The organism is Micromonospora sp. DT201 (genome assembly GCF_049841575.1).
Taxonomy (GTDB): Bacteria; Actinomycetota; Actinomycetes; order Mycobacteriales; family Micromonosporaceae; genus Micromonospora.
In genome coordinates this window covers 97,855-110,604 of record NZ_JBNCKP010000011.1, presented here as the reverse complement: position 1 = coordinate 110,604, position 12,750 = coordinate 97,855, and the positions used below count along the sequence as shown (strand labels likewise).

At 72.8% G+C, this 12,750-nt stretch carries 10 protein-coding genes; 5 read left to right on the top strand and 5 right to left on the bottom strand.

Annotated elements, in window-relative coordinates; genetic code table 11:
• Nucleotides 1-41 precede the first annotated feature (41 nt).
• The 4 genes from nth to ACLQ28_RS19445 all read left to right on the top strand — a co-directional run bounded on the left by nth (nt 42) and on the right by ACLQ28_RS19445 (nt 3,405).
• The gene (gene nth, locus ACLQ28_RS19460) at nt 42-830 is read left to right on the top strand and encodes an endonuclease III (RefSeq protein ID WP_425687700.1); all 789 of its coding nucleotides are present in this window, start codon (nt 42-44) and stop codon (nt 828-830) included.
• Nucleotides 827-1,474, top strand: a complete 648-nt coding sequence (locus ACLQ28_RS19455) for a TlpA family protein disulfide reductase (protein WP_425687699.1) — start codon at nt 827-829, stop codon at nt 1,472-1,474. The genes nth and ACLQ28_RS19455 overlap by 4 nt, the downstream gene beginning before the upstream one ends.
• A complete protein-coding gene (locus ACLQ28_RS19450) occupies nt 1,471-2,163 on the top strand; it encodes an NUDIX hydrolase (protein WP_425687698.1) in 693 nt (230 codons plus the stop codon). Before ACLQ28_RS19455 ends, ACLQ28_RS19450 begins: the two co-directional genes overlap by 4 nt.
• Nucleotides 2,164-2,226: 63 nt before the next feature.
• The gene (locus ACLQ28_RS19445; RefSeq protein ID WP_425687697.1) at nt 2,227-3,405 is read left to right on the top strand and encodes a MarP family serine protease; all 1,179 of its coding nucleotides are present in this window, start codon (nt 2,227-2,229) and stop codon (nt 3,403-3,405) included.
• 13 nt (nt 3,406-3,418) lie between these two features.
• Here ACLQ28_RS19445 and ACLQ28_RS19440 read toward each other — a convergent pair whose 3' ends face one another.
• The 4 genes from ACLQ28_RS19440 to eccCa all read right to left on the bottom strand — a co-directional run bounded on the left by ACLQ28_RS19440 (nt 3,419) and on the right by eccCa (nt 10,403).
• On the bottom strand, nt 3,419-4,123 hold the full coding sequence (locus tag ACLQ28_RS19440) for a phosphatase PAP2 family protein (protein ID WP_425687696.1): 705 nt from the start codon (nt 4,121-4,123) through the stop codon (nt 3,419-3,421).
• 37 nt (nt 4,124-4,160) lie between these two features.
• Complete coding sequence (locus tag ACLQ28_RS19435; protein ID WP_425687695.1) at nt 4,161-4,952, bottom strand: phosphatase PAP2 family protein; 792 nt, start codon at nt 4,950-4,952, stop codon at nt 4,161-4,163.
• A 52-nt stretch (nt 4,953-5,004) separates the two neighbouring features.
• On the bottom strand, nt 5,005-6,345 hold the full coding sequence (mycP, locus tag ACLQ28_RS19430; RefSeq protein WP_425687694.1) for a type VII secretion-associated serine protease mycosin: 1,341 nt from the start codon (nt 6,343-6,345) through the stop codon (nt 5,005-5,007).
• A 74-nt stretch (nt 6,346-6,419) separates the two neighbouring features.
• The gene (eccCa, locus tag ACLQ28_RS19425) at nt 6,420-10,403 is read right to left on the bottom strand and encodes a type VII secretion protein EccCa (protein WP_425687693.1); all 3,984 of its coding nucleotides are present in this window, start codon (nt 10,401-10,403) and stop codon (nt 6,420-6,422) included.
• 101 nt (nt 10,404-10,504) lie between these two features.
• On the opposite strand from eccCa, the gene eccD reads away from it, so the two are divergent.
• A complete protein-coding gene (gene eccD, locus ACLQ28_RS19420) occupies nt 10,505-11,908 on the top strand; it encodes a type VII secretion integral membrane protein EccD (RefSeq protein ID WP_425687692.1) in 1,404 nt (467 codons plus the stop codon).
• 31 nt (nt 11,909-11,939) lie between these two features.
• Here the strand turns inward: eccD and ACLQ28_RS19415 are convergent, their stop codons facing one another.
• Entirely contained in the window at nt 11,940-12,446 is a 507-nt protein-coding gene (locus ACLQ28_RS19415) for an inorganic diphosphatase (protein ID WP_425687691.1), read from the bottom strand.
• Nucleotides 12,447-12,750 lie beyond the last annotated feature (304 nt).

The window sequence follows — 12,750 nt, the reverse complement described above, 5'->3', positions numbered from 1 at the left end:
CCCGAGGAGGAAGGTCCGGGGCGCGACGTAGGCTGACCGTCGTGACCAGTAGCCCTCCCGGTGCCAGTGAGACCGACCTCGGGCGCAAACGCCGTGCTCGCAAGATCGGCCGGGTGCTGGCAGAGACGCACCCCGACGCGCATTGTGAGCTGGACCACTCCAATGCCCTGGAGTTGGCCGTCGCCACCATTCTCTCCGCCCAATGCACGGACAAGAAGGTCAACGAGGTCACCCCGAAGCTCTTCGCCCGCTACCCGAGCGCCGCCGCGTACGCCGGCGCCGACCGTAGCGAGATGGAGGAGCTGATCCGGCCCACCGGCTTCTACCGCAACAAGACCGACTCGCTGCTCAAGCTCGGCCAGGCTCTTCTCGACCGGTACGACGGCCACGTCCCCGGCCGGCTCGCCGACCTGGTGACGCTGCCCGGCATCGGCCGCAAGACGGCCAACGTGATCCTCGGCAACGCCTTCGACGTCCCGGGCATCACCGTCGACACGCACTTCCAGCGGCTGGTCCACCGCTGGGGGCTGACCACCGAAACCGACCCGGTCAAGATCGAGCACGCGATCGGCGCGCTGTACGAGAAACGCGACTGGACCATGCTGTCGCACCGGATCATCTTCCACGGTCGACGGGTCTGCCACGCCCGCAAACCGGCCTGCGGCGCGTGCACACTCGCGAAGCTCTGCCCCTCGTACGGCACCGGCCCGACTGAGCCGGCCGCCGCCGCCAAGCTGCTCAAGGGCCCTCGGGCACGCGACCTCGCGGTGGCGGCCGGGGTCGACCCGGAACTGGTGCCCGCCCAGGCGGTCGCCGCGGAGGTGCCATGAACAGCCGTCTCGCCCTCCTGGTCGTGCCGCTGCTGCTGACCGTCGCCGGCTGCACAAGCGGCACGGCCGACGACGAGCCCGCTCCTCGGCCGGCCGCCGCCGAGCGTCCGTCGCCATTCCGGGACTGCGCCGGCCTGAGCACGGCGCCCACGGCCGCCTCGCCGGGTGCGGGCACCGCGGCGTCGCCCGGCTCCGCAACGGCGACGTCCACGACCGGCGGGCAGGAGCTGCCGGAGCTGACCCTGGCCTGCTTCACCGGCGGATCCCCCATCGCTCTGCGGGACGTGGCCGGGCCGGCCGTGATCAACGTGTGGGCCTCCTGGTGCCCGCCGTGCCAGAAGGAGTTGCCCGCCTTCCAACGACTCAGCGTGCGGGCCGCCGGTCAGCTCCAGGTGATCGGAGTCAACAGCCGGGACACCCGCAGTGCGGCCCAGTCCACAGGTGAGGACATCGGCATCCGGTTCCCGATCCTGGTCGACCAGGGTGAGGCGCTGCAACGGGAGCTGAAGCGCAATTTCTTCCCCATGACCATCTTCGTCGGCGCCGACGGTCGGATCCGGCACATCGACGCCAGCGGAGCGCTCGACGATGCCCAACTTGCCAAGCTGGTCCGCCAGCACCTCGGCCTTGCGGTGCCGGCGTGACCCGCCGACCACCGGAGTGGATCGAGCCGTTGCTGAGTCGGCTGGGCACCGCCCGCGCCGAGGACTTCACCCGGCTGACCACCCCGGCCGAGGGTGGCCGGGAGAGCGCGGTGCTGGTGCTCCTCGGTGAGCAGCCCAGCGCCGGCCCCGACGTGCTGGTCCTGCAACGGGCTGCCACTCTGCGTACCCATGCCGGCCAGCCGGCCTTCCCTGGGGGCGCGGCCGACCCGGAGGACGCCGACGTGCGCGCCACCGCCCTGCGTGAGGCGAACGAGGAGGTCGGGCTCGACCCGGCCAGCGTGACAGTGCTCGCCGAACTGCCGAAACTGTGGATCCCGGTCAGCGATTTCGTGGTCACGCCGGTGCTGGCCTGGTGGCACGACCCGCACCCGGTGCACCCCCGGGAGCCGGCGGAGGTGGCGCACGTCGCCCGGCTGCCGGTCAGTGAGCTGGTCGACCCGGCAAACCGACTGCGGGTCCGCCACCCCAGCGGTTGGATCGGGCCGGCGTTCTCGGCGCGCGGGATGCTGGTCTGGGGCTTCACCGCCGGGGTCCTGGCCACCCTGCTCGAGATGGGCGGGTGGGCCCGGCCATGGCGGCACGACCGGGTGGTCGAGCTGCCGCCAACCGGGGCGACTCCGGCACCGTCGGCCGGCACCGACGAGGCCGACGAGACCGCCCTGCGCTGATCGCGCGGTCACCTTCCGCAAGCGATGGTCATCTGGCGGGCGCGCTGCCCGTACGCTTGACCCGTGTCCGTCGTGGATCTCGCCCTCCTGCTGCTCATGCTCGTGTTCGCGATCAGCGGATACCGCCAGGGCTTCGTCATCGGCATCACGTCGCTGTCCGGTTTCTTCCTGGGTCTGTTGCTGGGCCTCCAGCTCGGGCCGCTGTTCGCCCGGCAGTTCGTGGACGCCGGCACCCGGGTGCTGATCTCGCTGGTGGCGATCTTCGGGCTGGCCGTGGTGGGGCAGGCACTCGCCGGCTGGCTCGGCTCGCATCTGCGCAAGACGATCACGAGTGCGGTGGGCAAACGGGCCGACGACGTCGGAGGTGTGTTCGTCTCACTGTTCGCGGTGCTGCTGCTCGCCTGGTTGGTCGCCGTGCCCCTCGGCTCGTCCTCGGTGCCCTGGCTGGCCGCTGCCGTACGCAACAGTGCGCTTGTCACGGCGGTGAACCAGGTCCTGCCGGAGCAGGCCCACCAGCTCACCACCGCGCTGGAGGACACCGTCGACGTCGACGGCTTCCCGGACGTCTTCGGTGGCCTCGCACCCACCCGGGCCCGGCAGGTCGAGCCGCCCGACCCGGCGCTGGCCGGCTCTGAGATCGTGGTCAGCGGCCAGCGGTCGGTGGTCAAGGTTCTCGGGTCCGCGCCCAGTTGCTCGCGCCGGATCGAGGGTTCCGGCTTCGTGTACGCCGACGATCGGGTGATGACCAACGCGCACGTCGTCGCGGGCACCCGGTCGGTCTCGGTGGAGTTGGGTGGCGAGCGGTACGACGGCAAAGTGGTGGTCTACGACCCGGACCGGGACCTGGCCGTGTTGCTCGTGCCCGGGTTGCCCGGTCCGTCCCTGCGGTTCGCCGCCGGCAACGCGGGCAGCGGCTCCGATGCCATCGTGCTCGGCTTTCCGCTCGACGGCCCCTACAACGCGCAGTCGGCGCGGATCCGCGACGTCGACCGGATCAAAGGTCCGGACATCTACTCTGACGGCGACGTCACCCGGGAGATCTACACGATCCGAGCGTTGGTGCGCAGCGGCAACTCCGGCGGGCCGCTGCTCTCCGCCAATGGCCTGGTGCTCGGCGTGATCTTCGCGGCGGCGGCCGACGACCCGAACACCGGCTTCGCGGTGACTGCGGCCGAGGCCCGCCCGGTGGCCCTGGCTGGCGCCGAACGCAACCGGCAGGTCGCCACCGGCGAGTGCACCTGAGCGTCGCTCGGGGTCAACTCTGAGCCGGCACGGCGGGCCGCCCGATCGGCAGCTTCGCCCGCCCCCACCGCAGCCCTCGGTCGAGCACCGCGCGGGCCATGATCGCGACGCAGGTGCTGCCGTTGAGGATGGACGCCAGCACGTCGCTCGGGTGGTGCATTCCCCGATACATCCGGGCCGCCGCTACACCCAGCGGCACCATCAGCAGCAGCGTCCACCAGGCGACCTTCGCCCCGGCGCTCCGCACCCGCAGCGCCATCAGCACGGCGATACCGACGTAGAGCGCCACTGCCGCCGAGGTATGCCCGGACGGGAAGCTCGACGTGGGTGGCGAGACATCCATGTGCTCCACCGCAGGTCGCTGCCGGTCGATCACCAGCGTGGTCAGCAGGAACACCAACGCTTGGGCGGTCACCGCCGCGCACAGGAACAGCGGCTCCCGCCAGCGCTTCAGCCAGAGTCGTAGCGCCAGCGCCACCACAACGGTGACCACGACGATCATCTGGGTGCTCGCCAGCGTGCTGAACACCAACGAGACGTCGTTCCAGCCGCCGGTGCGGTCGCCGGCCAGTTCCCGGTTCACCGCGTCTTCGACGGTGAACGGCCAGGTCCGGGGGAACACCTGGGTGACCAGCACCCCGAGCAGCATCATGATGCCGAGCAGGAGGGACACCGGCAGCAGCACCCGCCGGAGGATCTGGACCACGGTGTCGGACATGGGTGGGCCAGTACCCAGCCGCACTCGTCATCACGCCTCAGGTCGCCCCTGGGTGCCGCTCGACCTCGGGAGCGACGCCGTCGCGGGCAGGCTGGACCGGCCGGAGGCCGACGTGTGCGCGCCAACTGGTGAACGCGGCGGTGGTCGCCGCGATCACCGCCACACCGAGCAGCCAGCCGCCCAGCACGTCGCTGGTGAAGTGCACGCCGAGCGCCACCCTGCTCAGCCCTGTCACCACGGTGAGCAGCACTGCGGTGACCCACAGTGCGACCCGTGCCACCCCCCGCCCGGTGTACGGCAGGAGCACCAGCAGCAGCACACCTGCGGCCAGGGTGGCGTTCAGCGCGTGCCCGGAGGGGAACGAATAGCCGGCGGCCCGTGCCACCGGGTCCAGCAGGTCCGGCCGGTCCCGGCCGACGAGCAACTTGAGCAGCGGACCGAACAACCCGCCGACCACCATGGTGGTGGTCGCCCAGAGGGCCAGCCGGCGGGCTCCCCGGCGCAGCAGCCAGATCACCAGGAGCAGGGCGACGGCCCGCAGCGGCAGCGGCGCGAACACGTCGCTCCAGATCCGCATCAGCACGACCCAGGCCGGGTGGTGGACCGCGTAGCCGTGCAGCGCGTCGGTGACCGCCATGTCCAGCCGGTGCAGCGGCGCCCAGGCGCCGAGCACCAGCAGCGCGAGCAGCGCGAAAGGCACCAGCACCAGGAACGCCGCCGTCGCGGCAAGGGTCAGCCGCAGACCCAGCGAATGGTCCGGGTCGAGTCGGCGGCGCCGCCAGGACGGCTGGCCGGAGGGAGCGAGGGTGGGCGGCCGTTGCGTGCTCATGGCTCGGTTCTACCCGACGGGACGGCCGGTCAGACCTGCCGGTGGATCGTGATCAACGGGCCCGCTGACGGAACCGGCGCACCAACAATGCGGCGCTGCCGGCCAGGGCGACGAGAAGCACGACCCCGGTCCAGAGTTGCTCCGGCGCCGAGGTGTCCGGGCCGCCCGCAGCCCGGGCCGTCCACTGGGTGTGTCGACGGGGCGCGGCGAGACCAAGCGGATCGCCGCCGGCACCGGCCACCGGCTCGTCGTCCGCCGCGCCGGGGGCCGAGCCGAAACCAGTCACGCCCGGGGACGTCTGATCGTCCAGCGGGTTGGCGGTCACCGGCGGCACCTGAGCGGTCAGCGCGGCCACCGGGTCGACCATCCCGTACCCGAAGCGGTCGTCCCGCCCGGTCGGGCCAAGATCACGGGCGGTGGCCAGCAACCGGTTGACCACCTCGCCCGCGGGCATCTCCGGATAACGGGACCGGACCAACGCGGCGGTAGCCGCCACCAGCGGCGCGGCGAAGCTGGTGCCCTGCACCCGCCAGTAACCGTCGGGGGATTTGGCGCCGACCAGCCCGGTGGCGGGTGCGGTGAGCACCGTCGCCCGGCCGGTGATCGACCCGGACCACAGGTTGTCGCTGCTGCGTTCGAGGCCGGCGACGGCGATAACTCCCGGCTCACGGGCCGGATACCAGACCTTGGTGCTGCTGGAGGTGGCCAGATTGCCGGTGCAGGCGACCACGACCACGTCCCGGACGAACGCGTAGTCCAAGGCCGCGGCCAGCGCCGGGCTGTCGCCGCTGCCGCCCAGCGACAGGTTGATCACGCGGGCGCCGTGGTCGACCGCCCAGCGGACCCCCTGGGCGACGATCAGAGCGTCGTCGTAGCGGTTGTCCTCGTCGAGCACCCGGACCGGCAGGATCCGGGCGTCCGGCGCGAGGCCGACCGCGCCCCGTTTGTCGTCGTTGCGCCCGGCGATCAGGCCGGCGACCGTGGTGCCGTGCCCCACCGGGTCCGGGCCCGCACCCCCGTCCGGGCCGACCAGATCCTGGCCGGGCAGCACCTGGCCCACCAGGTCGGGATGAGCGCCGTCCACTCCCGAGTCGACCACCGCGACGGTCACGCCCCGGCCGGTCGAGGTGCGCCAGGCCGTCTCAGCCTGCAACTCGTCGAGCTGCCACTGCTCGTCGCGGACCTGGTCGGTGCGGGCGGCACTGTCGCCGGGGGCGAACGCCATCGGCAGGCCAGCGAGCTGCCCGCCGTTGCTGGGCGCGACGACGGGCACGGCCGCCGCAGTCGGCGCCACGACGGCGAGCGCCGCAGCCGCACCGAGCAGCGCCCGGACGGTCGCCCTTCGGGCCGCAGACGAACCGCTGTGCCGCACCCCTGTCACATCCCCAGCCATTCATCCCGACGGAACCATGACGATCGGAGATTACCGGTTTCCTCACCCGTCACGGGAAGAACTGGCGAGTCGGGTCATTGTTGCGGCAGTTGTGCGAGCTGGACGAGGCGTACGCCCTCGCGTCGGGTGACCAACCGGCCACGCCCCGCCGGGAGCGGCCCAGGTCGCACCGGCCCGACGAGTGCGCCCTCGTCGGGGCTGCCCGCCATCACCAGGCCGGCGGTGGACAGCTCCCGTAGCCGCTGCACGATCGGCTCGTACTGGGCGCGGCCCGCACCACCGGATCGGCGGGCCAGCACCAGGTGCAGCCCGACGTCCCGAGCGTGCGGCAGGTGCTCCTCCAGCGCACGCAACGGGTTCGCCGGCCCGGCCGCTACCAGGTCGTAGTCGTCCACCAGCACGAACAGTTCCGGCCCGGTCCACCAGGACCGGTCCCGCAGTTGTTGCGGGGTGACCTCCGGCCCGGGTGCCCGCCGCTCCAGGTACCCGGCAGCCGACTCGACCAGGTCGGCGGTGTGGGCCGCGGCGGTGCCGTACCCGATCAGGTGTGGCGTCTCGATGGCGCCGAGCAGGCTGCGCCGGTAGTCGACCAGGATCACCCGGGCCTGCTCGGGGGTGAACCGGGTGATGATCGACGTTGCCAGCGCGCGCAGGAACGAGGACTTGCCGCACTCCGAGTCCCCGAAGACGACGAAGTGTGGCTCGGTGGCGAAGTCGAGCAGCACCGGACGCAGGTCCGCCTCCGCGATCCCGATCGGCAACCGCAGCCCGGTCGTCGCGGCGAGGTCCAGATCTGCGTACGGCAGCACCGGCGGGAGCAGCCGGACGCGGGGCGCCGGATGACCCGCCCACCCGTCAGCGGCTCGTTTGACCAGATCGGCGGTGTCCCCGCTGGCGGCAGCGAGCTGGGGCAGCGCGGTGAGGAAGTGCAGGCCCTCCGCGGTCACCCCTCGGCCGGAGCGCTCCGGCACGTTCGCGGCCGCCCGCCGGGCCACCAACGAGTCGGACGGGTCGCCGAGGCGCAACTCCAAACGCGACCCGAACAGGTCCCGGATCGCCGGACGGAAGTCCAGCCAGCGCAGCGCGGTGGCGACCACGTGCAGCCCGTACGACAGGCCCCGGGTGGCCAGGTCGGTGACCAGTGGCTCCAGGTCGTCGTACTCGCCGCGTACCGTGCTCCAACCGTCGATCACCAGGAACACGTCACCGAACGGATCGGGGCCTGGTTGGCTGGTCGTTGCCGAGGCGTTCCGGCGCTGCCGGTACGCGGCCATCGACTCCACGCCCAACTCCGCGAAGCGGCGTTCCCGATCGGCCAGCAGGGTGGTCATCTCGCCGACGGTGCGCCGTACGGCGGTCGGGTCGGCCCGCCCGGTCACCCCGCCGACGTGCGGGAGGTCGCGCAGGGCGGCCAGCCCGCCGCCACCGAAGTCGAGGCAGTAGATCTGCACCTCGGCCGGGGTGTGGGTGAGCGCCAGCGCGCAGATCAGCGTACGCAGCGCGGTGGACTTGCCGCTCTGCGGCGCACCGACCACCGCGACATGGCCGGCGGCGCCGTCCAGCGCCAGCCAGAGCAGGTCCCGACGCTGCTCCAACGGCTTGTCCACGATGGCGAGCGGCACTCCGAGCGCGCCGTGCAGCTCCGGGTTGCCGACGGTGAGCCCGCGCTTCGGGTCCACCTCGACGGGGCCGAGCAGCTCGTCCAGAGCCGGTGGCTGGCCGAGCGGTGGGAGCCAGACCTGGTGCGCGGGCGGGCCCTGCCCGACGAGCCGGTCCACCAGCAGGTCGAGCAGCGTCTCCCTGCCCTCCTCCTCCGCCACGACGGGCACGACCGGGGTCGCCGGCTCGGGCACCGGTACGACGTGGGTGGTGAAGGTGAGCAGTCGTGCGCCCCCGTCGGCCCGGACGCCGGCCGTCGCAGCCCGACGCCGGACGGCACCGGAGACGTACGCGGCCTTGAACCGGGCCAACGGGTCGGTGCCGGCACGCAGGTAGCCATGGCCCGGCGAACGGGGCAGCTCGTGCGCGTCCGCCACCCCGAGCACGGTGCGGGACTCCAGCGCGGAGAAGGTACGCAACCCGATCCGGTACGAGAGGTGGGTGTCCAGCCCGCGGAGCCGCCCCTCCTCCAGCCGCTGGCTGGCGAGCAGCAGGTGTACGCCGAGCGACCGGCCCAGCCGGCCGATCTGCACGAACAGGTCGATGAAGTCGGGCTTGGCGGAGAGCAGTTCGGAGAATTCGTCACAGATCAGCAGCAGCGACGGCAGCGGGGCGAGTGGGCTGCCGGCCGCCCGGGCCCGCTCGTAGTCGCGCACACTGGCGAAGTTGCCGGCGCGCCGCAGCAGCTCCTGGCGGCGGACGAGCTCCCCGTTGATCGCGTCGACCATCCGGTCGACCAGGGGCAACGCGTCAGCCAGGTTGGTGATCACGGCTGCGGTGTGCGGCAGCCGGTCGAACGAGGCGAACGTGGCCCCACCCTTGAAGTCGACAAGCACGAAGTTGAGCTGCTCGGAGCTGTGCGTGGCGGCCAGCCCCAGCACCAGCGTGCGAAGCAGCTCGGACTTGCCGGAACCGGTCGCCCCGATGAGCAGGCCGTGCGGGCCCATCCCGTCCTGGGCGGACTCCTTGAGGTCCAGCTCGATGGCACCGCCGTCGGCGCCCACCCCGATCGGCACCCGCAGCCGGTCGCGTGCCGAGCGCGGCAACCAGCCCTGCTCGGCCGTGAAGCTCTCCGGGTCGCCGAGACCCAGTAGCTCGGGAAGGCCCAGGTCGGCTTGGAGCGGGGCGTCGGGTCCGCGCGCCGTGCCGGCGAGCCGCAGTGGCGCCAACCGTCGGGCGACCGCTTCAGCGTCGGCGAGATCGAGCTGGTCGGCAACGCCCACCTCGGCGTGCCCGTCGGACGACCACGAGTGCAGCCGTCGGCCGTGCAATTCAAGTAGCAGCGCGTACCGGTCGAGCAGCCGTGGCGGCGGGGTGTCCAGGTCCAGCACGGTGACCGCGTCGATACCGCCGTCACCGGTCAGATCACTCGCGCCGGTCAGGTCGCCGCCGTCGAGGACCACCACCACATGGGGGCCGTCGGTGGCCGGCCCGGCGGGGCTGAACCGGGACCGGCTGGCCAGCACGTCGGCCAGCAGTCGTTCCAGCTCGGCAGCCGAGCTGGTGACCAGACGTACCGGGCCGAGCGCGTCGGTGCGGCCGGGATGGTGGGCGTGCGGGAGCCATTTCACCCACTCCCAGCAGGCCCGGCGTTCCGGCCCGGCGCAGACCGCGACGAGCAACTCGTCGGGGGCGTGGAAGACCGCCAGTTGGGTCAGCACCGCCCGGACCAGCGCCTGCGCCGCCGGGTCACCGGTGTGTGGTCCGCCGGTGGTCGGCGCCCCGCCGCCGGTGCGGCCGGCCGGCCGCACGTGCACGCGGGCGAAGCTGCGCAGCGACAGCGCCACCGGCAGGTCCGGCACCACGGAGTACGCGTCCAGGAAGCGGCGCAGCGCGCCGGCGGTCATCGGCTCCAACTCCTCCAACGGCCGGGTGACCGGTGCGACGAGCGGGGTTGCCAGGGTCTGTGGCCCGACGGCGACCCGCACCACCGCGAAGTCCGGGTCGGCGGGGCGCCGCTCCCAGACCCGGTGGCTGTCCACGGTCGACCAGAGCCCGCCCGGGTCCGGGTGCCGGTAGTAGAGCCCGGCCCGCTGCTGCCCAGCGGTCCGTCGGACCCTCCGCCGCAGCGTGGCCAGGTGGCGCAGGTACTCCCTGCGGGCGGCCATCATCTCGGACTTCTTCGGGGTGCCGGAGGCGCTGCCCCAGGACGTCACAAGCATCGCCAACGAGGACAGCCCGAACATCCCGCCCACCACGTACGAGTAGGCGCCGCCGCCCCGGCCGAACATCATCGCCATCGCCACCGTGCCGCCGAGCATGGGCAGCAGCATGAGCATCTGCTGCCACCGCCCGCCGGTCGCCACGGGGATCTCCGGCGGCGCCTCGACCGGCAGCTCGCCGGCGGGGATCTCCGGTGCTGGTCGACGCGGCGGGCGCTTGATGACGACGGTGGACACTCGGCCTCCTGACAGCGCTGGGTAACCCGAGCCTGGCTCATGGTAGGTAAAGTCCTGTCGTCCGCGCAGCCTCCGATCCCCCTCGATATGGAGACCAGTCGATGACAACCGGGCTGGCCCGCGTCACCATCAGCGCGCCGCAACGACGGGTGGACGTCGCCCTGCCGGAGCAGGTGCCCCTGGCCGAGCTGCTGCCCGACGTGCTCCGGCACGCTGGCGTCGGGCTGGCCGACGACGGTGAGCAGCACGGCGGGTGGGTGCTCCGCCGCACCGACGGCGCGCTGCTGGCGACCGCGCAGGCACTGCTGCCGCAGGGCGTCCGCGACGGTGAGGTGCTGCACCTCGTGCCGGCCCGAGCGCACTGGCCCGAGCTGGAGTACGACGACGTGGTCGAAGCGATCGCCGACGGTGCCCGCCGCCGGGGCGGCGCCTGGTCGCCCACCGCCACCCGGGCCGCCGGCCTGGCCGGTGCCGGCGTGCCGCTCGCCGTCGGGCTGCTCGCCCTGCTCGCCAGCGGCCCGACCCATCGGGCTGGCTGGCTGGCGGCGGCCGTGGTGGCGCTGGTGCTCACGGTGGCCGGCACGGTGGCGTCCCGCGCAAACGGCGACGGTGCCGCCGGGGCGACGCTCGGTGGCTACGCGCTGCCGTACGCGTTCATGGCAGGCGCCCTCGCGGTCGGGTCCGGCGACCCGGTCGGGCCGTTCGGCCCGGCCCGCTGGGTGGGCGCACCCGAACTGCTGGCCGGCTCGGTGGCGCTGCTGCTGGTGGCGTTGACCGGCCTGCTCGGGGTGGCCAGCCGGCTGCGGGTCTTCGTGGCCGGTGTCACGGTCGGCCTGATCGGTGCCGGTGCCGCGCTCGGTGGGCTGCTGCTGACCCCGGCGGGGACGGCGGCGGTGCTGCTCAGCGCACTGGTCTTCGCCGTCGGCGTCATTCCGCTGCTGGCCATCCGGCTGGGCAAGCTGCCCTTGCCGCCCATCACCCTGCCGTCCTCGACCCCGGCGGAGGGGCCCGAGCGGGCCCGGGACTTGCCGGACCGAAGCCGGGTGCACGCCGCGGTGACCCGCACCGAGGAGATGCTCACCGGAATGTTGATCGGGCACGCCCTGCTGGCGGTGGCCTCGGCGGTCGTACTCGGTCTTGTTGGCGGCACGGCCGGTCGGGTGCTGGTCGCGGTCACCTCGGCGGTGCTGCTGCTGCGGTCGCGGCTGTTCGTGGCACTGCGGCACCGGGTGCCGACGGTGCTCGCCGGGCTGGCCGGCTACGCGGTGCTGGGCGCGGTGCTGGTCGGCCGGGCCGACGACGCCGGGCGGCTGGTGCTGGTCCTGGGTGGTGCGGCACTGGCCCTGGTGGCGGCTGCCGGCGGCACCGGGTACGCCCGCCGGCCGGTCTCGCCGTACCTCGGGAGGGTCGCGGATCTCACCGACACGGCCCTGGTGGTCGCCGTGGTGCCGATCGCCTGCGCGGTGCTCGACCTGTACGACCGGGCCCGAGGGCTGCTCGGTTGAGCGGCTCCCGGGCCCGGTGCGTCAGCGGTCGTCAGTGGGCGGATTCGCCGCGCGCCTCGGCGTCCCTGGCCCGCTGGTAGGAGGCGACGATCTCGGCCTCGGCCTCGGTGCGGCCGACCCAGGTCGCGCCCTCCACCGACTTGCCGGGCTCCAGGTCCTTGTACACCTCGAAGAAGTGCTGGATCTCCAGCCGGTCGAACTCGCCCAGGTGGTGGATGTCGCGCAGGTGCTCCTGGCGCGGGTCCTCGTAGGGCACGCAGAGGACCTTGTCGTCCCCGCCCTTTTCGTCGGTCATCCGGAACATGCCGATGGTGCGGCAGCGGATCAGGCAGCCCGGGAAGGTCGGCTCGGGGACGAGCACCAGCGCGTCCAGCGGGTCGCCGTCCTCGCCCAGCGTGCCCTCAATGAACCCGTAGTCGGCCGGGTACTGGGTGGAGGTGAAGAGGGTGCGGTCCAGCCGGATCCGGCCGGTCTTGTGGTCCACCTCGTACTTGTTCCGGTGACCCTTGGGGATCTCAACCGTCACGTCGAAATCCATCTGCACGCTCCCTCGTCTGCCCACGCTGGCTAACGGAACCACTGGCGGCCCCTCCGGACAGGTGAATGCCCACCCGCCGACTCCGGCCGCCGCATAGTCTTCGGACCGAAGTAGTGTCACCCAAGCCAATTTTCGCTGGGGGAGGAGGGGGTCGTGGGGAGGGAAGATTCACACTACCGCCCGGACGGGGGCTCCGCGCACGGTACCGGACGATCCGGCCCCGGCGGTGCCACGGGTCGGGTCCCGGTGCCCGAGGCCCACCTTCCACGGGCTCCCGAGCCAGCGACGCCCGCGCCGGAGACGG